Raw genomic sequence first — 23,391 nt, forward strand, 5'->3', positions numbered from 1 at the left:
ACCAAATTGGTTTACACTGGTAACAGTGAAAGATTAAGAAATTTTAAGCTCTGTTCCCAGTGTAATCATGCAATGTATTGTAAATCGCCGCGCTCAGTTTTCGGCAAGCCATCGGTATTGGTTGCCAGAACTGAGTGAAAACGAAAATGTTGAAAAATTTGGTCTTTGCTCAAAATTTCCCAGTCACGGACATAACTATGTTTTATTTATTTCCCTCGCTGGGGAACTAGATGAGTATGGTATGGTGCTGAACTTGTCTGATGTAAAACAAGTAATTAAGCGGGAAGTTACCAGTCAACTAGATTTTTCTTATCTCAATGATGTGTGGACAGAATTTCAACAAACTCTCCCCACCACAGAAAATATTGCGCGGGTGATTTGGGAACGTCTCGCACCCCACTTACCTTTAGTCCGCGTGCAGTTATTTGAACATCCTGAACTTTGGGCAGATTATATGGGCAACGGCATGGAAGCATATTTAAGTATTAGCACTCACTTTAGCGCAGCGCACAGACTCGCTCATCCTGACTTGAGTTTAGAAGAGAATACAGAGATTTATGGTAAGTGCGCTCGTGTGAATGGACATGGACATAACTACCATTTAGAAGTCACTGTGAAAGGAGAAATTGATCCTCGCACGGGTATGACTGTAGATTTAGGTGCGTTGAATCAAGTGATTGAAGATTATGTACTACAACCATTTGATCACACTTTCTTAAACAAAGATATTGCTTTCTTTGCCAAAGTTGTGCCAACAGCTGAGAATATCGCACTTTATATTAGTAACGTATTGCGATCGCCTATTCAAGAGCTAGGAGCCAAGCTTTATAAGGTCAAACTCATCGAAAGCCCCAATAATTCCTGCGAAATTTACGCTGCTGATACAGAATCGACATCTGTTAGTGCAGCAATAAGTCAACCAGTATTAGCAAGAGTTTAACTAATTCGTAATTCGTAATTCGTAATAGTGCTTCCAGCAGGCTACACCAACGTAATTTTTGGGCTTAATTTTCCAAATATTGGAGACGCACTTGCGTTGGTCTATAGGTGGCTTTTTTACCAAAGCGACTAAAAAGTCTTTAGGAATTACAAATTACAGCGGATTCGTTTTTTATAAGGTACATCATAGCCCCCTCATCGCTTGCGGGGAGGGGGTTGGGGTTCTTGTACCTCATGACACCGGGAAGTGCTGTATCAATTACGAATTATTTTAAAATATTGACCATTAGAAAGTAATATCACAAGTCATTTGCATAAAAATCTCCTAGTATTTTCCTAACCTTAAAAAATACCGACGACCGGCTAAATATCGTAAATAGCGATAAATTAACCAAGACAAAAGTCCTAACAAAACATTGAGCAATGTTTGTTTAAGTATCCACGATAAAATATCAGCCTGAAATAAAAGCTCTAACCTTGAAGGACTAAGTTTTCTGGCTAAAATAAACAACCCAAAAATAGCATTTCCACCTAACAAAAGAATAAACAATATTAAAGTTCTTTGCCAATAACGAGCCAGGGGTGTGTAACTAGAAATTAATAAACAAAATTAGCAAATTTAACAGAGGTGGGGCAGCATGAGTTCTGCGGTAGTAAAACCACAAAAACAGCAGCGGTGGAATGACTGCCCACAGTGGTAAAAATAAATTAGCCACTCACCTGAGCAATTACAGTCCGGTGACGGGGACTGTTGCTAGTAATATTTGGAGTATGGAAACCTGCCTCTACTAAAGCTTTCTCAATATCTAAGCTGAAATATTCATCTAAATAAGGTTCGGTACTTTTGAGCAAAGTTAGGATATATGTTGGCATTTTCTTGTAAATTTCCGATTTGGGGTTCATGTCCATAATTGCTAAATGCCCACCTGGACGCAAAACACGCTTTGCTTCTGCAAAAATCTTTCTGGTTGCTGACTGCGGTAATTCATGACACATGAGAAAAATGGAAACTAAATCAAATGATCGATCTGGTAATCCTGTAGATTCAGCAGCACCATGAACCCAGTTAATTTTAGCTTGACGTTGTTCGGCGCGATAGTTAGCAACTGCTAAAAAATAAGGAGATAAGTCTAAACCGGTAATTTTGGCTTGGGGATAAACTGCCTGTAAAGCAAAAGTACTCATGCCCACACTACAACCCAAATCTAAAATGTCTTTTGGTGGTTGGGAAATGCAACTAGCGACGATGTTATGGTAGCTTTGGCGTAGTTTCTCATCACCTTGGGCTTCGGTATCTTGCCAAATCTTAGCGTGGACGGCATGAGCAGCGGATTCTACTTCAAATGCAGCTTGCCAACTGAGATTTCCCTTTTCGTAAGCGTGGAATGAGGTAATGTAATAGTCTGGATAGGTTAGCTGAGAATTTTGGACTTGAGCTAAATCAGTTACCCAATCACGTGCTTGCAGTTTTTCTACTTCTTTTGTCCAAAACACGCCAATTTTCTCAGCGCGTTTAATCATCATTTGTCTGGCTTGGTGTTTGGCAAGGTTCGCTAAAGGCTTAATTGCTAAGATGCCGTTTACCAAGCGAGAAGGTAAATCTGGAGTAGTTGTGACAGTAGTAGTCATAAATGAATTTCTATTTATTAGAAGAGTCTTTTTAACTTATGACATATTTGTTGGACGTGAGTCTAGAAGAAGATTTACTTCTACAGTAAGAGGATGTTTGAAAAGTTTATGGCTAATGCCACGCTATGCTATCGGCGAATATAATAGAGCCTACGGCTCCCGTAAGGAAGTCCCGGTGGTAGAACAGCAATCATCACACCACCTATCCAAGGTTGTATGTCTGTTTCGTAAGAAATGTTACTATTATTGAATAGCTCTTTATTGAGATCTCCTAGACTTTTTGCCACTAGCTGTTGCGCTTGTGGAGTGCCAAACTGCTGTAACTTCTGCCAAGATTGTGTATCAGTATTGATATAAGTTACTATTAAGGTATTGGATGGTACTACTTTAGCGCTGCCCAAAGGACTGGAGCTATATCCAGAGGGAGCTTTTAAATACATATAAACAGCTAGACTACCTACCACGACTATAGCAGTGCCAATCGCAGGAACTAAAAATTTTGATTTACTTTCAGGCATTGTAATTATCCTCTTTTGATCCAATGATGATCAGGTAGTTACAACAGTAATTGTCAGATTTTGGGATTTTTATGACTAATTTAGCGAGTATTTACTGATAAAATTAGTATTTATACACAATACTAATTTGTAGTGACTCTAAAAAAGACTTCACCAGAGTGAGGAGTGAATCCGCAAATGGTATTTTAGTTGATCTCCAAAAAAATAGTCAGACTCTCAGCCACAAGTTTTTCTAAATTAGAGGAATAATAGTATTTGTACTCAATGAAAATAGATTACGGTGTGGTATAAGAGACTCTTCGATGATATAAATCTGAAAAATATTCAGATGACATCAAGAGATAGAGACTTGGGATCAAAATGAGAAGATTGATTCAAATCATCCCATCCCCAAGAACAATCCTGATCAAATAATCATGTTGATTGGGGATATCCACGTGCAATTGCTATTTGTATGAAAGTTTCAGGATTACAAGGTCAGTAATAATCAATGTTGAAGTCTTATTTTGATACAGAGAATAACGGACATAAATCTTTTGAATTACCAGGGGCTAAACCACACTACAACCCGGATAGACCGGGACAAGTCGAGCATATTTTTCTAGACCTAAATTTGGATATTCCGTACCAAAGTTACTACGGTAATTGTAGCATTCGGCTATTGCCAATCCGCAATAATATTGAGAGTTTGACCTTGGATGCCGTAAACCTGAATATCCAATCTGTGCAGGTAGACGAAGTCCTACAAAAGTTTGAATATGACGGAGAAAAGCTTTCTATTCAACTTTCTCAACCAACTCAGATAGGTAATAGACTATTAATTGCGATCGCTTACTCTGTAGAAAAACCCCAACGAGGGATTTACTTTATTCAACCAGACAAACACTACCCGCATAAGCCTACCCAAGTCTGGACTCAGGGAGAAGACGAAGACTCTCGGTATTGGTTTCCCTGCTTTGACTATCCAGGACAGCTATCAACTTCAGAAATTCGTGTCCGTGTCCCCAAACACCTCATTGCAATTTCCAACGGTGAACTGATTGATACAGCAGTTGATGGTGATGACAAAATTTACCATTGGTCACAGCAGCAAGTTCATCCTACTTACTTAATGACATTAGCAGTAGGTAACTTTGCAGAAATTAGAGATGAGTGGAAAGGTAAACCTGTTACCTATTATGTCGAAAAAGAACGGGAAGCAGATGCTAAACGCAGCATGGGTAAAACTCCCCGCATGATCGAATTTTTGAGCGAAAAGTATGGTTATTCCTATGCTTTCCCCAAATATGCCCAAGTTTGTGTGGATGACTTCATTTTTGGAGGAATGGAAAACACTTCAACCACCCTGTTAACTGACCGATGTTTACTAGATGAACGTGCAGTATTAGATAACCGCAACACAGAAAGCTTAGTTGTCCATGAACTAGCACACCAATGGTTTGGGGATTTAGTAGTAATTAAACATTGGTCTCATGCTTGGATTAAGGAAGGAATGGCTTCCTATTCTGAAGTTATGTGGACAGAACATGAATATGGTGAACAGGATGCAGCATATTATCGCTTACTGGAAGCACGTAGTTATTTAAGCGAAGATAGCAGTCGCTACCGTCGGCCAATGGTAACTCATGTTTACCGGGAAGCAATTGAACTTTATGATCGACACATTTACGAAAAAGGATCTTGTGTTTATCACATGATTCGCACAGAATTGGGAGATGACTTGTTTTGGCCAGCTATTCAAATATTTGTTCAAGATAATGCTCACAAAACTGTAGAAACAATAGACTTACTAAGGTCAATTGAAAAAGCAACTGGACATAATCTCACTTTCCTTTTTGACCAGTATGTTTATCGTGGTGGTCATCCCGATTTTAAAGTTGCTTACTCTTGGGATGGTGATGCTAATTTAGCCAAGGTGACTGTTACTCAAACCCAAGCAAGTGATGACAATAAAGATTTATTTGACTTAAGAATTCCCATCGGTTTTGGTTATACTCAGCCAGAATCAGCACTGAAAACTTTCACCGTGCGCGTGAATGAACGAGAACAAAGTTTCTATTTTCCATTAACACAAAAGCCAGATTTTATCAGCTTTGATGTAGGCAATAATTACCTGAAAACTGTAGATTTAGAATATCCAGTCCCGGAACTAAAAGCACAGTTACAATTTGATCCTAATCCTGTTTCTCGCATCTATGCAGCCGAAGCTTTGGCTAAAAAAGGCGCATTAGAAGCTACTAAAGCACTATCAGCAGCTTTACAAAATGATCCGTTTTGGGGTGTGCGGGTAGAAGTAGCTAAACAATTAGCAGAAATTAAATTAGATCAAGCCTTTGATGGTTTAGTTTCTGGTTTGCAAGATCAAAGTCCTTATGTCCGCCGTGCTGTGATAGAGTCTCTATCTCAAATAAAAACCCATACAAGTTATAAAGCTGTTAAAGGTTTTGTTCAAGATGGTGATGCCAGTTACTATGTGGAAGCTGCTGCTTGTCGGACTATTGGGGCAATAGCGGCTGCTAATTTGGAAGATAAACCCCATGAAGAAAAAGTTATCAAGCTGCTGAAAACTGTTTTAGAAGAAAAAGCAGGTTGGAATGAAGTTGTACGCAGTGGTGCAATTGCTGGTTTAGCAGAATTTAAAACCTCAGAAGCTGCTTTGAATTTGCTGATTGAATACACTAAACTCGGCATTTCCCAACCGTTACGTCTAACAACAATTCGCAATTTAGGCAAAATTTCTGTTGGTCAAACTCCTACTAATATAGAACGGATTTTAGATCGATTAGCAGAAATAGCTAGAGAGACTTTCTTTTTAACCCAAATGGCAGTAGTGTCAGCATTGGGACAAATGGAAACCCCGAAAGCGATCGCTATTTTGCAATCTTTAGCCAATCAAACGGCAGATGGACGAGTGCGTCGTTATGCTGAAGAGGAAGTAACCAAAGTCCAAAAGAATATTGGCCCAGAAAAAAGCTTGCGTCAAATGCGTGAAGAACTAAACCAAATCAAACAACAAAATCAGGAACTAAAAAGCCGGTTAGAAAATTTGGAAGCAAAATCAAAGTCAAGTTAAGCTGTTGGACATTTAACTTGCAGATTACCTAAGAATAAAAATCTTGTGGGATGGGCATCTTGCCTGTCCTAATTACAGCGGTTTCCGCTCTTATGAGGTACATCTTAGCCCCCTCATCGCTTGCTCTTAGGGGGTTGAGGGTGGGGTTCTTGTACCTCATAACATTGGGAAGTGCTGTAAATTATCAATGAATACAAACTGATGTTTATCTTGATGGTTTTTATCTAAGTAAACGAAAAAATCTATTTAAACTTCGTATTCTTTGACACTCAGTACTAATTAGCACAATTAATACGGCTTTTATCTTTTTGATTGTGGAGTATAAATTCTATATGATGGGCTTTTCCAGTAATCACCATTAAACTACTGAGTTTGTAACTATAAAAATTAGCACAATAGTAATTGTCAATATTTATTATTTATTTATGAAGAATGATTAAGAAATCATAAAATACTTCAGATATTAGATAAATATTTGTAGTTTTATAAAGTATAATTAAGGAAAAGATAAACAAATCTAGGCAGTCGAGATAGTCTTAGTCTGCCTCATAAAGTACCTAGAAATAGGCAAAGCTTAATTCTTTCTTGTGGCTAAAACCGAAAGAAGCTCCACACTTTACCCGGAACGGTAGATGAGGGGATAAGTTTACAATGGGGCTGAATGCTATCTGCTGCATAGGTGAAAAAAGCTAACACTAAAAATGCATAGCAATTAGTGTTGGCAATAGTCACATCAAAACCTAACAGTATCCTTGATGAGCAACCAGCTTGTGAGTCAGGAGATATACAATAGTGTAAATTTCCCAGTGGAAGAGGCAATAAAGGCGTGGGTCAGTATCAACCTGCTCAACTAAGGCAGTATAATCAAGAAGCGATCGCTCGTTACTATAGTTACCGTCCCTGGTTAGCTTGGGGCAGATTCCTGAGAATCATCCTCTCTTTTGCAGGCTTTATCCTCAGTCTCAAATGGGATGAATGGCAAAATCAAGTTGAGCAGAACAAGGGTAAACGAGCTACCCAGTTGCGAGAACTGCTCACTAATCTTGGACCTACTTTTATTAAAGTTGGTCAAGCCCTTTCCACCAGGCCTGATTTAATCCGCAAAGATTTTTTAGCAGAATTGGTGAAGTTGCAAGATCAGTTACCACCTTTCGATAATGCCTTGGCTTACCACATTATTGAAAGTGAACTGGACAGGCCAATTCAAGAAGTATTTAGCGAACTTTCACGCAATCCTGTAGCAGCAGCCAGTTTAGGTCAAGTTTATCGAGGTCGTTTAATTAGTGGTGAAGAAGTAGCTGTGAAGGTACAACGCCCTAACCTACATCCCGTAATTACAAAAGACTTGTACTTAATGCGCTGGGCAGCAGGTTGGCTGGCACCTTGGCTACCTCTCAATCTCGGTCACGACTTGAGATTAATTGTAGACGAGTTTGGGACAAAACTATTTGAAGAAATTGATTACATTAACGAAGGTCGAAACGCAGAAAAATTTGCTAGTAACTTCGATAATGATCCTCAAGTCAAAATTCCCTCTATTTATTGGCGTTATACCAGTAATCATGTTTTAACTCTGGAATGGATCAACGGCTTTAAACTAACAGATACCCAACGCATTCGCGCCGCAGGTTTAGATCCACAAACAATTATCCAGATAGGTGTTACCTCTGGATTGCAGCAATTGTTAGAACACGGCTTTTTCCATGCAGATCCCCATCCAGGTAATTTGTTTGCTGTCCCCGATGGTCGGATGGCTTACATAGATTTTGGCATGATGGATCAGTTAGAGGAAAGCACCAAAGAAACATTGGTAGATGCACTAGTGCATCTTGTAAATAAAGATTACACCGACTTAGCTGAAGACTTTGTGAAACTGGGCTTTTTGGCTCCAGATACAAATATTTCCCCAATTGTGCCAGCATTAGAAGCTGTGCTGGGAAATGCAATTGGCAAAAATGTCAAGGATTTTAATTTCAAAACTATTACTGATGAATTCTCGGAATTGATGTATGAATATCCTTTCCGAGTACCTGCCAAGTTTGCTTTAATTATTCGTTCCCTGGTGACACAGGAAGGTATTGCTCTTAGCCTCAACCCAAATTTTAAAATTGTTGAAGTAGGTTATCCCTACATAGCACGGCGGTTGCTAACTGGGGAATCTCCAGCATTGAGACGGCGGTTACTCAATGTGTTGTTTAAAAATGGTAAATTCCAATGGCAGCGGCTAGAAAATTTAATTTCCATTGCTCGCACTGATGAAGAATTTGATGTCTTACCTACAGCGAAAATGGGGTTACAATTCCTACTATCTGAAGAAGGTAAATTCCTCCGTCGTCAGTTGGTTCTTGCTCTCACTGAAGATGACCGTTTGCACACAGAAGAAATGCAGAGGCTGTGGAATTTAGTCAAAGATGACTTACCTCCGAATCGCTTATTAGAGGTAGCGGTAGGTATTTTGACAGAATTATCTAGGGAAGGCGTAGCTGCTATTTTGCCAAACGCTACATCCTTTGCTGCCTTTACTATCAACCAGTCACCAAGTAAAAATTAATTTAATAACAATCAGGAGTTTTCATGTACTATTACCCTTTACAACCGCCATATTTCTTACTTTTGGTGGGATTTCTCACAGCATTAACTTCTGGTTTAGCATTGTCGGGAACTTTGAAAGTAATTGTGCAGAAATGGCCAAGTGTTCCCCAAGAACCTATAAAATCTCGCTCCTCCTTAAAACAATTATTTGTGCCATTTATGGGCATCACTGGAGGTGTTTGTTTATTTATGTCTTCTGGGTTAGAAATCTTTGGCTTTCCATCTCCTTTAGCTTTAGGAATTGGTTTACCTCTGAGTTTACTGACTTGTGTATTTGTTTGGTTGCAGTTGGGAAGTTTGCTGGAGTTTGCTAGAAGTCGGGGAATGCAATCTCTAGATTTAGATTCTTGGTCGTAAGTAAATTCTATTCGTCTATTCGCTAAAATTATGGTTATCTTTTGGTATTGATGGCTGAAAACCAGATATCAATAATCTGCGGTTAATGGTAAAAGGGAAAAGGTTTGAATTTACCTCTTAACTTTTACCACATAATATTTTAGCTTAACCTTATTAAAGTTGTTTATGAAAATGCGAAAACTCTTAACCATAATATGCAAATATAGAGGTATGCACTTGAATGAAATACATCATAGTCCCCTCATCGCTTGCGGGGTTCTTGTATCTCACTCAACTGAGAACCGCTATAGAATAGAATAGAAATATTGTTTGCATATATGATTTTTTTCATTGACTAATTCTATCCTTGAAGTTACGATATTTTAGCTTCAAGCTATTAAATTTTGCCTGTAAAAAAACTGCACTATTGCGCTGTAACTGGGTAAAATAACTGGGACGGTAAAAAGATTGAGGACGTTGTTCTGGTGATTTTAAATATCGATAGTGTAAAAATACGTCTTGGTAAGCAAGATTAATATCTTCACCAGCACACAGTTTAGTAAACTCTGAAGCAGATATACTCATATAATGAAGATATGTTAAACGCCTTCCTTTGTCATAAAGAACCTTATCTATCGCATCAAATGTAGAACTCCAATGGTTACCTGTTGTTTGCGCTGATTCATGATAAGCAAAGTTATAGAAGGAAATTCCGCTCCGCAGTACCATGTAATTAAATAAAGATTGGTCTGGACCTCCCAAAGCCATAACATCTGATTCTCCAGTTTGTAATTTATCTAGAAAATCATCTAAGTTTGCCTGAGAAAAAATATGTTTCTTAGCACCAAACCAACCAGCACAAAATATATGCGATGGTATTTTTTCGGCAGAAAAAACCTTACGTATTAAATCGGGTGAACCATCAAAAATGTATTTCAAATCTGACTTATATTGAAAATCATTAGCTACCCAATCGTAGTCATTCAATTTCTCGTATATATAATCTATGGGGCCCATTAACAGGGTATCAGCATCAAAATAAATAAATTTTTCAAAATCACCTTCTAAAGCGCACAGTTTACGATGCATTGGTAAACGATAGAGTTCTGACAATCCCAATTCTCTCCATTTTTTTTGCGCCCTGGGATAATTTTTCCATACTTTAGTAGCAAAGTTATCCCAGAAATTAATGGCATCAGAATCATCAAATAAGGTGACATTATCTCTCATAGCAATCTCTGCTTTCACCTTATCTAACCTATCATCATAGGGAATAACACAAACAGGAATTTCTCTACCAGCATTAGCTTCAATACTGTTAAGTAAAGCTACTAATTGGTCATAAACCACATCATTTGCTAAGGTGTAAATACCATTAACCATAACAATACTCCTCAATATTAAATTCGGTTAGTAATAAAAGGAAATAAGCTACGAGTGAGTTTAGGAATAAAGGCTAATTTGCCCTCATGTAGATAACGATAATGTTGCCACAATTGCCAGTAAGGACTACCAGGTTTCATTTTTATACCAGCCCAATGCAAATATTTTAGTCGTTTACCTTTGTCATAAAGGATATAATCTTGTTCTTGGAAATTACGAGAACCTCCCCAACTACCCGGCCCACCACCAGGAATTTTGACGAGATTACCGCGTTTAGCAATTAACTTGAGAACAAGATAATTCAAAATGGGTTGGTCTGTGACTCCTTCTGTAAAATCAAAATATTCTCGATGTGCCGCACATTCACGCAATGTGGCATCCATTTCTTCTTGACTGATAACACCCTGGCTCGAACCCCAAAAGCCACTATTAAAAACATCTTCTATTTGAGCATCTGTAAAAATTTGTTGCTCTTTTATCAGAGGAGAAAAGATATTTCTTAATTTGTCATTGGCATGATGATAATCACAACAGAAGAAATCTACTTCTGCAAGTTTGTCTAAGTTATCAGCGATTTTTTCAAAAACGACAATATCAGTATCAATATAAATAAACTCATCTAAAGGACCAAACCATGCTACTAACTTTCGCATTTTATTAGGTAAAGCCAAGAAATCCCGATCAAAAATCTCACCTATGCGTTGTGTGAATTTTTCAATTAATTCTAAATCAGGGAAAATTTTTACTTGGTGTAATGTAGCCAGGGTATCAGCTACTTTGTGGTAGTTATCATTAAAAGGGATAAGATACACTGTTACTTCCTGGTCATAATAACGAATGCTATTCAGTAAGGCAATAGCATTTTCAATAACTTTGTCATTAGCAACGATATAAATTCCTCGACTCATAAATTATCCTTTAATTAAGTTGAATTTTCGCAAAGCCCTATTTAATAAACTCGGTGGTTTATTTATATAAGGCCGAGGGGGATGTTTAAATACTGGACGTTTTTCTGGTTCATGCAGATAACGATAGTAGAGAAATAAATCTCGATAGGGAAATTCAATATTTTCGCCTGCACATACAGCTTGATTAATATTAGGAGGAACGCCTATATAATGAATGTATGTCAGCCGAATACCTTTGTCATAGAGAATATGATTTTTTTCTAAAAATTGTTTTGATGTGATAGAGGAACCGGCAATTTGTTCATTTGGTAGTTTTAGGGCAAAGTTATAAATAGAAAGTCCACACCTCATCACCATGTAATTAAGTAAGGGTTGTTCTCCTGCTCCTTCATAAAATATTTCTCTTTCACCGCTATTGATTTGAGATATTAACCAATTTCTTGTTTCGGCGTTAAAAGTTCCACGTTTAGCACCATAAAATCCTGAACAAAATATTTCTGTATCTATACGTTTCTGATCAAATATTTGTAGTAATTTAGGAGATTTTGGATTGTAAATTTTACTGATATCCTTAAATTGGAAATCATAAACAATAAAATCATAACTGTCCAATTTTTCAAACACCGGTGTTAAAGAATCCATCACCAAAGTGTCAGCATCAAGGTAGATAAATTTATCGAATGGACCATCAAAAGCACAAAAGCGACGATGTGCGCCATAGAGACGGAATTTACTGCTATCTAATTTTTCTGGTGCTGCTGCCAGCATAAATTCATCCCAGCGTTGAATTGATTCTTGATCATCGTAAAGAAATACATTAGGACGTTTACCTATTTCCTCAGAAATGCGTTGGGTTTGATGATCAAAGGGATAAATGCAAACAGGTATTTTCGAGCCTAAAATAGCATCAATACTGTTGAGCAAAGCTACTAATTGGTCGAAAACATAATCATTAGCAAGTGTACAAATGCCTTTCATAATTTATGAGTGTTTAGTAACGAATTCTGACAACCAATTGAGCAAATTTAGTTTGTGTAAAATAATTTGTCTAGCTTCGGCGATGGCATCTTTAGCAGCATACCACGCATCAGCAGTGGAAGTTACTTCTTGGATATAAGCAATACCTTTTTCATCTAAACTAGGCAACCGCAAAAAGCTACCTGGTGGTAATAATTTATCTGCGGCTCCTCCACCATAATAAATTGGTAAACACCAAGCTAGTAAACTATCCCAAAGTTTCTCACTTACATACCAATTATTGTCAGCATAGTTTTCAACTGCTAAATTATAGTAATATGGTGCCATACCAAACCACTTATTACCAAGTTCTCCAGAAGTTTTTACCCATTTTTGTAATCCACGTCCATAGAAATCAATTTGCATACCGCTAGATTGTAAAGATTGCAAAAAGTCTAAACGCTGACGATGGTTAGCTGTGCGATTAATTCCTGATGTAATCCAACTACAGGTAGAAAATTTTTGCGGACATGGCATTTCATTCAAATCCTTAAAGGAATTGGAGTGATACCAAATCGCAGGCATATAATCGGGAGTGGGAGCAAAATCATCAGGACCAGAAACATAGCCGCAATAATTTTTAGCTTGTTGATAATTACGCTTATTTATTTCTACGATCTCATCTAAAGGTGGTTCTCTCAATAAATAAATAATCCGTTCTTTGCTAACACCACGTAGTAAATTATCAATATTTAATTGTGGTTTTTTTTGTTTTTTCTGTAACCGATCTAACAAAGATAATGGAGGTGAAGGTTGGGGGAAATTGAACTGATACATTAGCAGAAACTCTGGGTTTTCTGCTAATGCTTGCATTTTTATATTACCCCAAGTACCAAATGGATGAGGGGTTTGTTGCCATAGCCAATCGGCTCTGGATTCTAGAGCGCCATAGCTGCTAATCATTCCTACTGTTTTCATCATTTAATTGGTTAACTCATGATTAGTGGATGTATATCTTATTAGAATCATTAATAGTTTCAAACTTTAATGCTTTCTTCAAATTTTTCTAAGTTACTGAGAAGATAAATAGCTGATTCATGTGCTTCATTAAGTAGTTGATTTTGTCCTTCGGTAGAGTCTGTCAAGTTATCGGCTAATGTGCGGAGACAGGCAAATATAGGACTCAGACAGGAGCGAAATTCATCAAACATATAACTAAAGTTTTGATAATAAGTAGTAATATTACTATGATTTTGTTCGGCAATAGATACTAATTGTCCCTTGATTTGTCGATTAATTACATCATCGAAAACATCAACAGTATTGAGAATTCTCCAGGCTGATTTGTAGGATTGTTCAAGTAACTCTTGACGCTCTTGAGAATCATCTACCAGATCATCAAGTAACAAACCTAGCAACCCAATCATGGAGTTTAGTTGTGTGCGAATTTCATAAGATATGTGAAGCAAGCTTTGATTCCGTTTTTCGGGACTGTCAGATTTACTGGCAAATTGCATAGAGTATAGGCGTGAATAGTAGCCCTCTTTTTTGAGCAGTTGTTCATGAGTTCCTACCTCTACGACGGAGCCTTGATCCAACACGGCAATTTGATCAGCTTTGCGGACTGTTGAAAGTCGATGAGCAATTACTAACGTGGTGCGATTCTGACTCAGTTCATCAAGAGCAGATTGTACCAACCGTTCCGAAACAGTATCTAAGGCACTAGTAGCTTCATCTAAAATTAGAATTTCTGGATCTTGAACTAATGCGCGTGCGATCGCTAATCTTTGCCTTTGTCCACCTGATAACATTACTCCTCGATCGCCTATTAGGGTATCAAATTGTTGGGGTAATTTGCTAATAAATTCATAGGCATTAGCCCGCTTTGCGGCTGTAATAATTTCCTCTTCTGTGGCTTCTGGTTTAGCATAGGCAATGTTATTACGTACCGAATCATTAAAAAGAAAGGTGTCTTGACTGACAATTCCCATATGCTTTCGCACAGAGGTTAAATCAAACTCTCGTAAATCGATGTCATCAAAGGTAATACAGCCACTAGTCGGATCATAAAATCTTGGTAAAAGGTCTGCTAAGGTGGATTTACCAGCCCCAGAACCGCCTACCAATGCTAAAGTTGTGCCACAAGGTAAATCTAAAGTTACATCTTTGAGTACTTGTTTTTCATTGCTAGTATAGGCAAAAGAGATAGATTGAAATTTAACTCCTTGGCGTAATGTTTTGTAGGGAAGTTTACCGTTACCCATGAACGGCTTATTTTCTAGCCTTAAAAATTCACTTACCATATTTACACTGGTAGAAATGCTGGCAAAGTTGCTCCTAATAGTATTTAATTGAGAAATTAATGGTAGCAATCGCAACAACACTAATAAATATGTCAGAAGTACAGTAGAAACAGCATTAATTTTATCCGCAAATAAAGTCCTACTTAAGAAAACAATCATCACTAAACAAGTGACTCCCATAAATTCGCTCAGGGGAGCGATCGCTTCTGAATTAATTTGAGCTTGAAAATCTGCTTTTTCACGAATTCTAATTAAATTTTTAATGCGGTCATATTCTCTAGTTTCGTTACCTGTTGATTTAACTAACCTAATTCCACTCAGAGTTTCTAGTATGGCGATTGAATATGCTTTGGACATCTCACTAAGTTGTTTACCAAACTTTTTAGAACGAGCAATGAGATGTTGATTAAGCAAGGTCACTACCGACATTAAAGCCGTTGCGGCAATTGTTAGTTGCCAGGAAATTGACAATAATAAACCTACAAAAACTAAAATTGTAATTGATAGGGTAGTTAACTTGATTGTATTACTTATTGCAGTAGAAGCACGAATCATTTCTCCGCCTAAACGGTTAATTAAGTCGCCTACTTTCATTTTTGTATAATAATCTATATCAACATTTAGTAATATACTCAGTCCAGCTTCTCGCATATCAGATGTGATCATCCGGTTCAAAGAACTTGATGTTAATGAACTACTATAGGAAGCCAAATTCTTTAAAGCAATTGTGCCTATTATCGCCCCTGCCATGAGTCCAATTTGGTAATTTACTGGCACATTGTCAAACGGATTCATTATTACTTTGAGAATACCTGGAGCGCCTTGAAAATTTACTTCTTGTCCTACTATTCTTAAAATAACTGGCACAATTAGCGCTGTGCTTATACCATTAAATAAAGCTCCAGAAAATCCTAATAATATTGTTAATACAATTAATCTTGGATAAGGTTTGGCAAATTTTAGTAGTAGTTTTCTGGTAGACATTGGGTGTAATTATATTAATAATACGGTCATTTATAACACAAATTAAGTAGATATTAATTCTTTTGAATTCATTATCTTTTATCTCTATTTACAAGTTAGCGATGACTGACTCAAGGATAGAAGACATGGAATTAATACTATATTTTGCTACACATCTTTCTCTGGCTTTGAGCGCACGCTGATTAGCTGCATCTAAATCCTCAAATATCAATTTAATTTTTTCTGCAAGTTGTGTAGGTGATTCAGGATCAACCAAATAACCAGTTTCATCTAAAATTTCGGGAATATCTCCCACACGTGTTGCTAATACAGGTTTAGCCATAGCCATTCCATCTGTTAGCTTTAGGGGAAATTGAGCTAAAGCTGCGGTTGTATTTCTTTGTGGAACAATGATTACGTGGGCGGCTGCAACAATTTTAGGCATTTCTGTAGCTGGATATTTTGGTAGTTTTATAATCCAACGTCCCCATTTTTCTGAGAGTTTAGCATCATAGTCATCATAAGGGCTTCCACCTACAATGACGAGTTTTAAATCTGGTTCATTAAGAAGTTCAAGTGCTATTAACACGTCTTCCACACCTTTATATGGTCTGGGTGCGCCAGGAAACATTAATATTCTATACCCTGATAGTCCATAGTAGACTCTACTTTTTTCTGGATCATAGTGATTGGGATTAAACAGTTCTGTATCTTTTCCATTAGGTAAGTATACGCCACCAAACCGCTCTTGTAAAAATTTGGTATGAATTGTAACAGCGTTTGCTTTGCGAGTCATTCCTTCCATTATTTTTAAATAAAGCGGATTATCTGGTTGTCTCAAAGCACCATCCGGTTTTAAAATATCCCGATAAAGCTGTTTTGGGGAAACCTTGTATTGCCATTTTTCACCACCATACCAACTTAATTCCCAGTCGTCTATATCTAAAATTATCGGTTGATTAGTTTTTAATTTTTGCAGCAATGCTAAACCAAAAGTTGTAGGTTTTGGCCTCATAGCATAAATAATATCCCCATCAAGTTTTTTCAAAAGCTGAGAAGCTGATATGAGAAATTGGGGGTAGTTATAGCCCTGGAAGTGAGTAACTATAATTTCTGATTTCGGAATCACTGCTCCTTCTTTTCCAAATACAAATCCTAATATTTCTACTTGATGATTAAGTTGTTGCAGGGCTTTTGCTAACAGAAAGGAACGGACAGATCCACCTCCCCACCTTCCTGCTCCAGCACTCGATAAATCACTAACAACTATAGAAACTTTCAATTTTGGTATTCTCTCTTCTCAGTACAAAATTTTTGATATATTTCTAATCGTAAATATCCTGTTTATAGTTATGATTCCTCTCAAGGAACATTCTTATAAAAATATTTAGCATTTTGATAATTATGGTAATTTCCTTGGCGAAGATTTACTCCCATAACTATGTCAGTTTGGTTGCAAATATTGAAAATACCTAATAATATATTTGCTTGATATTTTAGTACTAATTGGAAATAGGTACGTATTTTATCTCTATGGTTGCGAATATTGGAGATATCTTTCATAAACATATAAATACTATCATGGCTATCCTGGGTAGTATTGCATAACTAAGAAGGTATGATTTTATATTCTACCAGACATTGTTTTATTTGTATTTAAAGCGACGATAATTATTTGAAATTTTGTGTGAAGTTATGTACTTATTAGGACAATGAGTTAAGTTCAGTATTAACTTTTACTAAATAGAGGGCAAAAAAATGCAAGTAATCCGTCTTGAGGCACTTTCTGACAACTATATATTTTTGCTACACGATTCACAGCAAAACATTGCTGCGGTTGTTGATCCAGCAGAGCCTGAACCTGTTTTACAGCAACTAGCACAACTTAAAGCTGAGTTGGTAGCAATTTTTAACACACATCATCATCAAGATCATGTGGGCGCTAATCAGCAGTTAATGCAAGAATTCCCCCAATTAGTAGTTTATGGTGGAATCGAAGATCGGGGAAGGATTCCTGGACAGCAGGTATTTTTGGAGCAAGGCGATCGCGTACAATTTAGCGATCGCACTGCTGAAGTATTTTTTGTTCCCGGACATACCCGCGCTCACATCGCTTACTACTTCCCACCAGTCACAGCCCTGGAGACAGGGGAATTATTCTGCGGTGATACTCTGTTCGCTGGCGGTTGCGGTCGTTTATTTGAAGGGACACCAGCCCAAATGGTAGAATCCTTAAGTAAACTTCGAGCTTTACCTGATAATACTCGTGTTTGGTGCGCCCACGAATACACCTTAAGCAATTTGCGATTTGCTCTTACCGTTGATAGCGATAACAGCGATTTACAAAAACGTTTCGATCAAGTCAAGGCTCTGCGCGATCGCCAAGAAGCTACAATTCCCTCACTACTAGAAATCGAAAAGCTTACCAATCCCTTTTTGCGTTGGGATAAACCATCATTACAATTAGCTGCAAACAGCAATGAGCCAATTCAAACCTTTGCGCGTATTCGCGGAATGAAAGACAAATTTTAGTAATTAGCCAGCAGTGAAGAATAATTTGTTCGCAAACCACCGTAATTTCCTGCTAGAATTCTTTGATGCCAACAGGTTTTTAATGTTTTTGGCTTTTTAGTATTGCGATCGCCCCCTGCATTTCGCTACGATCTGTAAGCTTTGGGGTTTTGGCAAAGTCGCTTGGGGTCAAGCTACACTCATGTGAGCTATCCTACTAACACCCAAATTAATCATATTTTACAGGAAAAACGCAAGAAGATGGCGAAACGTGTGCAGTTAGTTTTAAATCAAGATATTACCAAGCTGGGAAAATCCGGCGACTTAGTTGACGTAGCTCCCGGCTATGCGCGTAATTATCTGATTCCCCAAAAATTGGCAACTCATGCCACCCCTGGTATTCTCAAACAAGTAGAACGCCGCCGCGAAAAAGAACGTCAGTTGCAATTAGAACTGAGAGCGCAAGCCGAAGAGCAAAAAGCAGCTATAGAAAAAGCTGGTAGCTTGAAAATTGCCAAGCAAGTTGGTGAAAACGAAGCTATCTTTGGTACAGTTACAACCCAAGATATCGCCGAAGCAATTCAAGCGGCTACTGGTCAAGAATTAGATCGGCGTGGTATCACAATTCCTGATATTAATCACTTGGGTACTTACAAAGCTGAAATTAAGCTGCATTCTGAAGTAACAGTACAAATTGACATTGAAGTAGTTCCTAGCTAATTAATGCTTGCTTTGTCACCACAGATGAGTTATCTGTGGTTATCCTTTTTTACGGTTGAGGCGAGGAATAAGTAGGAATTAAGATAGCCTCAAAAGCCTCCAACCGTAGATTTTGGATTGCAAGGTTGTATTGTTAAACCCTGCTTAACAATCTAAAATCGCTTATGGCTGAAGAATTGAATTTTCAAAGTAATGCTAGTAATCGCCTCCCACCCCAAAACATCGAAGCTGAAGAAGCGATTTTGGGGGGAATCTTACTAGATCAAGAAGCAATTACTCGAGTTAGCGATCGCCTCTTTCCCGAAGCTTTTTACATTAGCGCTCACAGAGAGATATATCAAGCAGCGCTGCGTCTTCACGCTCAAGGTAAACCCACAGACTTACTTTCCCTTACCAGTTGGCTAACTGATAACGACAAACTTACACTCATCGGTGGTAGAAATAAATTAGCAACTTTAGTAGATCGCACAGTTTCAGCGGTTAACATTGATGCTTTGGCAGGATTAGTAGTTGAAAAATACCTGCGACGGCAATTAATTAAAGCTGGTAATGAAATTGTCCATCTTGGTTTTGAGACAGAAACCGAATTACCCATCGTTCTTGACCAAGCAGAACAGAAAGTTTTTGGCGTTACTCAAGAAAAACCCCAATCAGGTTTAGTTCACATTTCTGATACCCTGATTAATACCTTTCAAGAAGTAGAAAAACGACATGAAGGCATCGCTTTACCAGGTATCCCCTGCGGTTTTTATGATTTAGATGCTATGACCACTGGTTTTCAGCGCTCTGATTTAATTATCGTCGCTGGTAGACCATCAATGGGTAAATGCCTGAGTTATGACTCAGAAATCGTCTTAGCAGATGGACAAATTTCCACAATTGAAGAATTGTATCAGCAACGGCAAGGTTCATTATTAACATTAAATGATGATTGGAAATTGACCTTTACCCAACCATCTGCATTTGTAGATGATGGAATTAAACCAGTTTTCCGAGTCACAACTCGCTTGGGTCGGGCAATTGAAACTACAATTACTCACCCATTTTTAACTATTAAAGGTTGGCAGAGGTTGGAAAATCTCCAAGTTGGAAATAAGATTGCCATCCCTCGGAAAATAGATGTGTTTGGTACAGAAACTATCCGCGAGTGTGAAGTCAAATTATTAGGATATTTAATTGGTGATGGTGGTTTAACTAATAGCACTCCTAGATTTACAAACAGTAATCCATTACTGCAAACAGAGTTTTCCCAAGCAGTAACTGAATTTGGTGGTTTGTCAGTAAGATGGGAAGATTCCCAAGGACAACGGACACCTTCATTATGTGTTCGCGGAGATTTGGAATTTATTGCTACTCAAAGACAGCTTTTTGCGGAAAGCCTCAAAATTGCTATTAGTTCTCGTTCATTATCTGCTAAAAAATTGAGCGATGAACTAGGAGTAACTCCATCTTTACTTTGTATGTGGCAGAAAGCAGAGTGCGTACCCGATGATGACACTTTTCAGCTATTGTGTAAAACTCTGGGAATGGAGTTAGAAGAATTTGCACCTCATAGATTTGCTAGTATCAGCAAATCGAGTAAAAATGCTTTGACAATTTGGTTACAAAAATTAGGTTTATGGGGTAAAAATGCTCATGCTAAAACTATTCCATCAATTGTCTTTAAATTAGAAAAATCACAATTATCATTGTTTCTAAATCGTCTCTTTTCTACTGATGGTTGGGCTACTTTACTTAATAGTGGTCAATCACAATTAGGTTATTGTACAGTCAGCGAAAAACTAGCAAGACAAATTCAACATCTGTTATTAAGATTTGGAATTATTGCTGGTTTGAAAAAACGGTCTGTAAAATATAATAGTACTCGTAGACCAGCATGGCAATTAGATATTACTGATGCTTTATCTATCAAAAACTTCATTGCAGAAATTGGCATTTTTGGCAAAGAAGCAGCATTAGCAAAAGTTACAGAAGCAATATATCAAAAAAGATATCAAACCAATCGTGACTTAATACCTGTAGAGATTTGGGAACAGATAGCAGTAGCTAAAGGTAGCGAAACTTGGAGTAGTTTAGCTCAACGGGCTGGGATTAAAAGCTATACAAATATCCATGTCGGTAAGCGGGCATTAAAACGGGAAAGATTATGGATTTTAGCCACTGCTTTAGATAATTTACCACTTCAGCAATTAGCAAATAGTGATGTATATTGGGATGAAATAATTTCTATTGAACCAGTTGGTAACAAACAAGTTTATGATTTAACAATTCCCGAAACACACAACTTTATTGCTAATGATATTTGTGTTCACAATACGGCATTTTGCCTGAACTTAGCACACAATATCGCCTCTGGTTACAAATTACCAGTCGCTGTTTTTAGTTTGGAAATGTCCAAAGAACAACTAGTACAGCGACTATTAGCCAGTGAAGCAGGAATCGAAACTAGTTATTTACGCAGTGGACGCATCAGTCAAACCCAGTGGGAACCTTTAAGTCGTGCAATTGGTAATCTTTCCGATATGCCAATTTTTATTGACGACACCGCCAATATCACAGTTACGCAAATGCGGAGTCAAGCGCGACGACTTCAAGCAGAACAAAATATGCAATTGGGATTAATTGTGATTGATTACTTGCAATTAATGGAAGGAGGCGGTGATAATCGGGTTCAGGAATTATCCAGAATTACGCGATCGCTCAAAGGTTTAGCCCGTGAATTATCTGTACCAATTATAGCCCTATCTCAGTTAAGTCGAGGCGTAGAATCTCGGACCAACAAACGCCCGATGTTATCTGATTTACGCGAATCGGGTTCGATTGAACAAGACGCGGATTTAGTAATCATGCTTTACCGTGATGAATATTATACCCCAGATACCCCAGATCGGGGAATAGCCGAAGTAATAGTGGCTAAACACCGTAACGGACCAACAGGTACAGTTAAACTTTTATTTGATCCGCAGTTTACAAAGTTTAAAAACCTAGCTCGACCAAATAATTATTAATTGGGAATGGGGAAAAAGTTTTACCAGTCCCCAGTTCCTAGTTATTACTCAATACCCAGTAATTCTACATCAAAAAGCAAAGTAGCATTAGGTGGAATGACTCCACCAGCACCCTGCGGACCATAACCTAACTCTGGAGGGATGATTAGCTGACGGCGATCGCCTACTTTCATCGTACTCAGTCCTTCGTCCCAACCTTTGATTACCTGTCCGATCCCAATTTTAAACTTGAAGGGTTGGCGGCGATCGCGTGAACTATCAAACTGCTGACCATTTTCTAACGTACCAACATAATGAACCTTAACAGTTTGTCCTTTTTGAGGAGTCGCTCCCTCTTCATCCCCCTTTGCTAACTCAACATATTTCAGTCCAGAGGGAGTAGCTACGACATTCGCTTCCGACATAGTATTGCTCGCTATCAGATTATTGTTTTCTTCCATTACCGTAGTAGATGCTGGTAGAGTTTGAGTCAATTGAGACGCAGTCGCAATATTTTTAGAATCGCCAACTTGTGCTAGTATCAAAGCTCCAACACATACCAGCATAAACACAACGCTAAGTAAAATTCCTTTCAAAATTAGCACTCCCTATATAGGTAGTTTAGTAATCAGATTACCAACATCACAAAAATCAGTTTAAATCAGAAACGGGCTACCTAACGCCAAAGCTTATTTTCCAAATCTCGCACTTGACGCTCTAAACGGTCTATTCTTCCTCGTAATTCATCTACCTCTGACTGACGAGCTACCCCCAAATCTTGCATCATGTTTCGCATTTGTCTTTGCATTTGCACGTCCCAGTTACCTTGCTCTGACTTTAATTGCTCTACAATGTCATCCATCACCGATTTGGCTTGCTCAGGATTTAACTTACCATCCTTCACCAGTTCCTCGCTTACTTCCTTGAGTTTGTCTGCTACCAAAGAGGTTGTGCCAAGACCCAGCATCATAATTTGTTGCAACCAGTTGTTGCTGTCCATACTATCTTCCTGTTAATTGTTTCTAACTAGCAGACCTTTACTCCTTACTCTACCCAACACAGCTATGCTGGAAGCTTAGTGATTCTAGCCTACAGATCTATTTTGGCAAATTTGGAAACATAAGAGATTAAAAGATGTAGTTGTGGAAATGCTAAACCCAGATTTCTCAGCTACAACGCACTAAAATTTTTTAATCGCTGACACCTCCTAAATTTACGAAAAAACGTCCCATGTCACAGGCTGTGGTTTTTCACATACAGCCGGAGTCAGGAGTAAAACCTGCTTGATACTTGATTCTTTGACTAAAATTTTGTACTTCATTATTTACCAGAAATCTGCTGTATCTATGAAAATTAGACTAAAACACAAGCAGACTTTGGGTTATGGCAGATTTAGCGGTAATAATCCTGAAAAATCTGGGATTGGCTTCACATATTGGGACATTAACCTATTTTTAGGGTGGGTTATGGGGGAGATGTGTCTCCCTATGAATGATATTATCCCTTACCGGACAAGGCTTGTGTCTTCGTCTATCTAAATCTATATATAGAAGTTCAAAAAAAGTTTATTGA

At 37.9% G+C, this 23,391-nt stretch carries 18 protein-coding genes and 1 pseudogene; 8 read left to right on the forward strand and 11 right to left on the reverse strand.

Annotated elements, in window-relative coordinates:
- Nucleotides 1-67 precede the first annotated feature (67 nt).
- The gene (locus A9Y75_RS16140) at nt 68-940 is read left to right on the forward strand and encodes a 6-carboxytetrahydropterin synthase (protein WP_071190542.1); all 873 of its coding nucleotides are present in this window, start codon (nt 68-70) and stop codon (nt 938-940) included.
- 324 nt (nt 941-1,264) lie between these two features.
- Here A9Y75_RS16140 and A9Y75_RS28580 read toward each other — a convergent pair whose 3' ends face one another.
- The 3 genes and pseudogenes from A9Y75_RS28580 to A9Y75_RS16155 form a co-directional block, all read right to left on the reverse strand.
- The gene (locus tag A9Y75_RS28580) at nt 1,265-1,489 is read right to left on the reverse strand and encodes a hypothetical protein (protein WP_071190543.1); all 225 of its coding nucleotides are present in this window, start codon (nt 1,487-1,489) and stop codon (nt 1,265-1,267) included.
- 158 nt (nt 1,490-1,647) lie between these two features.
- Nucleotides 1,648-2,568 carry a class I SAM-dependent methyltransferase gene (locus A9Y75_RS16150; RefSeq protein ID WP_071190544.1) on the reverse strand — a complete coding sequence of 307 codons (921 nt, stop codon included), beginning with the start codon at nt 2,566-2,568 and terminating at the stop codon, nt 1,648-1,650.
- A 173-nt stretch (nt 2,569-2,741) separates the two neighbouring features.
- Nucleotides 2,742-3,086 (reverse strand): annotated as a pseudogene (locus tag A9Y75_RS16155) (DUF3352 domain-containing protein); the annotation flags it as partial.
- A 490-nt stretch (nt 3,087-3,576) separates the two neighbouring features.
- Here A9Y75_RS16155 and A9Y75_RS16160 point away from each other — a divergent pair.
- From A9Y75_RS16160 to A9Y75_RS16170, 3 genes are all read left to right on the forward strand, one after another.
- Nucleotides 3,577-6,159, forward strand: coding sequence for a M1 family metallopeptidase (locus A9Y75_RS16160; protein ID WP_071190546.1), 2,583 nt, complete (start codon nt 3,577-3,579; stop codon nt 6,157-6,159).
- An 826-nt stretch (nt 6,160-6,985) separates the two neighbouring features.
- Nucleotides 6,986-8,710 carry an AarF/ABC1/UbiB kinase family protein gene (locus A9Y75_RS16165; protein WP_071190547.1) on the forward strand — a complete coding sequence of 575 codons (1,725 nt, stop codon included), beginning with the start codon at nt 6,986-6,988 and terminating at the stop codon, nt 8,708-8,710.
- A 23-nt stretch (nt 8,711-8,733) separates the two neighbouring features.
- Nucleotides 8,734-9,108: a hypothetical protein gene (locus tag A9Y75_RS16170; protein WP_071190548.1), complete on the forward strand. Its 375-nt coding sequence runs from the start codon at nt 8,734-8,736 to the stop codon at nt 9,106-9,108.
- A gap of 327 nt (nt 9,109-9,435) precedes the next feature.
- Here A9Y75_RS16170 and A9Y75_RS16175 read toward each other — a convergent pair whose 3' ends face one another.
- The 6 genes from A9Y75_RS16175 to A9Y75_RS16200 form a co-directional block, all read right to left on the reverse strand.
- A complete protein-coding gene (locus A9Y75_RS16175) occupies nt 9,436-10,470 on the reverse strand; it encodes an Npun_R2821/Npun_R2822 family protein (protein WP_071190549.1) in 1,035 nt (344 codons plus the stop codon).
- Between the two features lie 17 nt (nt 10,471-10,487).
- Nucleotides 10,488-11,378, reverse strand: a complete 891-nt coding sequence (locus A9Y75_RS16180) for an Npun_R2821/Npun_R2822 family protein (RefSeq protein ID WP_071190550.1) — start codon at nt 11,376-11,378, stop codon at nt 10,488-10,490.
- A gap of 3 nt (nt 11,379-11,381) precedes the next feature.
- Nucleotides 11,382-12,356 (reverse strand): Npun_R2821/Npun_R2822 family protein, encoded by a 975-nt coding sequence (locus tag A9Y75_RS16185; RefSeq protein ID WP_071190551.1) that lies wholly within the window; start codon nt 12,354-12,356, stop codon nt 11,382-11,384.
- Between the two features lie 3 nt (nt 12,357-12,359).
- The gene (locus A9Y75_RS16190) at nt 12,360-13,313 is read right to left on the reverse strand and encodes a glycosyltransferase family 10 (protein WP_071190552.1); all 954 of its coding nucleotides are present in this window, start codon (nt 13,311-13,313) and stop codon (nt 12,360-12,362) included.
- Nucleotides 13,314-13,372: 59 nt separating this feature from the next.
- A complete protein-coding gene (locus A9Y75_RS16195; protein ID WP_071190553.1) occupies nt 13,373-15,622 on the reverse strand; it encodes an ABC transporter ATP-binding protein in 2,250 nt (749 codons plus the stop codon).
- Between the two features lie 88 nt (nt 15,623-15,710).
- Nucleotides 15,711-16,883 (reverse strand): glycosyltransferase family 4 protein, encoded by a 1,173-nt coding sequence (locus A9Y75_RS16200; RefSeq protein WP_177176211.1) that lies wholly within the window; start codon nt 16,881-16,883, stop codon nt 15,711-15,713.
- A 476-nt stretch (nt 16,884-17,359) separates the two neighbouring features.
- Here A9Y75_RS16200 and gloB point away from each other — a divergent pair, with 476 nt between their 5' ends.
- The 3 genes from gloB (at nt 17,360) to dnaB (ending at nt 21,840) form a co-directional block, all read left to right on the forward strand.
- Nucleotides 17,360-18,133 carry a hydroxyacylglutathione hydrolase gene (gene gloB, locus A9Y75_RS16210; RefSeq protein ID WP_071190556.1) on the forward strand — a complete coding sequence of 258 codons (774 nt, stop codon included), beginning with the start codon at nt 17,360-17,362 and terminating at the stop codon, nt 18,131-18,133.
- Nucleotides 18,134-18,373: 240 nt separating this feature from the next.
- On the forward strand, nt 18,374-18,832 hold the full coding sequence (gene rplI, locus A9Y75_RS16215) for a 50S ribosomal protein L9 (RefSeq protein ID WP_071190593.1): 459 nt from the start codon (nt 18,374-18,376) through the stop codon (nt 18,830-18,832).
- Nucleotides 18,833-18,996: 164 nt separating this feature from the next.
- Nucleotides 18,997-21,840: a replicative DNA helicase gene (gene dnaB, locus A9Y75_RS16220; protein ID WP_071190557.1), complete on the forward strand. Its 2,844-nt coding sequence runs from the start codon at nt 18,997-18,999 to the stop codon at nt 21,838-21,840.
- A gap of 44 nt (nt 21,841-21,884) precedes the next feature.
- Here dnaB and A9Y75_RS16225 read toward each other — a convergent pair whose 3' ends face one another.
- Nucleotides 21,885-22,415, reverse strand: coding sequence for an FKBP-type peptidyl-prolyl cis-trans isomerase (locus tag A9Y75_RS16225; protein ID WP_177176212.1), 531 nt, complete (start codon nt 22,413-22,415; stop codon nt 21,885-21,887).
- 80 nt (nt 22,416-22,495) lie between these two features.
- Nucleotides 22,496-22,819: a phasin family protein gene (locus tag A9Y75_RS16230; protein WP_071190559.1), complete on the reverse strand. Its 324-nt coding sequence runs from the start codon at nt 22,817-22,819 to the stop codon at nt 22,496-22,498.
- A gap of 346 nt (nt 22,820-23,165) precedes the next feature.
- Here A9Y75_RS16230 and A9Y75_RS27710 point away from each other — a divergent pair, with 346 nt between their 5' ends.
- Nucleotides 23,166-23,357, forward strand: coding sequence for a hypothetical protein (locus A9Y75_RS27710; protein WP_143046429.1), 192 nt, complete (start codon nt 23,166-23,168; stop codon nt 23,355-23,357).
- Nucleotides 23,358-23,391: the final 34 nt, after the last annotated feature.

The organism is Trichormus sp. NMC-1 (assembly GCF_001858025.1).
Lineage (GTDB): Bacteria > Cyanobacteriota > Cyanobacteriia > Cyanobacteriales > Nostocaceae > Anabaena.

Excerpts from the sequence above, each read along its gene's own strand:
- A9Y75_RS16140 (WP_071190542.1), top strand. The coding sequence starts at position 68 with ATGCAATGTATTGTAAATCGCCGCGCTCAGTTTTCGGCAAGCCATCGG.
- A9Y75_RS16150 (WP_071190544.1), bottom strand. The coding sequence starts at position 2,568 with ATGACTACTACTGTCACAACTACTCCAGATTTACCTTCTCGCTTGGTA.
- A9Y75_RS16160 (WP_071190546.1), top strand. The coding sequence starts at position 3,577 with ATGTTGAAGTCTTATTTTGATACAGAGAATAACGGACATAAATCTTTT.
- A9Y75_RS16170 (WP_071190548.1), top strand. The coding sequence starts at position 8,734 with ATGTACTATTACCCTTTACAACCGCCATATTTCTTACTTTTGGTGGGA.
- A9Y75_RS16175 (WP_071190549.1), bottom strand. The coding sequence starts at position 10,470 with ATGGTTAATGGTATTTACACCTTAGCAAATGATGTGGTTTATGACCAA.
- A9Y75_RS16180 (WP_071190550.1), bottom strand. The coding sequence starts at position 11,378 with ATGAGTCGAGGAATTTATATCGTTGCTAATGACAAAGTTATTGAAAAT.
- A9Y75_RS16185 (WP_071190551.1), bottom strand. The coding sequence starts at position 12,356 with ATGAAAGGCATTTGTACACTTGCTAATGATTATGTTTTCGACCAATTA.
- A9Y75_RS16190 (WP_071190552.1), bottom strand. The coding sequence starts at position 13,313 with ATGAAAACAGTAGGAATGATTAGCAGCTATGGCGCTCTAGAATCCAGA.
- A9Y75_RS16195 (WP_071190553.1), bottom strand. The coding sequence starts at position 15,622 with ATGTCTACCAGAAAACTACTACTAAAATTTGCCAAACCTTATCCAAGA.
- gloB (WP_071190556.1), top strand. The coding sequence starts at position 17,360 with ATGCAAGTAATCCGTCTTGAGGCACTTTCTGACAACTATATATTTTTG.
- rplI (WP_071190593.1), top strand. The coding sequence starts at position 18,374 with ATGGCGAAACGTGTGCAGTTAGTTTTAAATCAAGATATTACCAAGCTG.
- dnaB (WP_071190557.1), top strand. The coding sequence starts at position 18,997 with ATGGCTGAAGAATTGAATTTTCAAAGTAATGCTAGTAATCGCCTCCCA.
- A9Y75_RS16230 (WP_071190559.1), bottom strand. The coding sequence starts at position 22,819 with ATGGACAGCAACAACTGGTTGCAACAAATTATGATGCTGGGTCTTGGC.
- A9Y75_RS27710 (WP_143046429.1), top strand. The coding sequence starts at position 23,166 with ATGAAAATTAGACTAAAACACAAGCAGACTTTGGGTTATGGCAGATTT.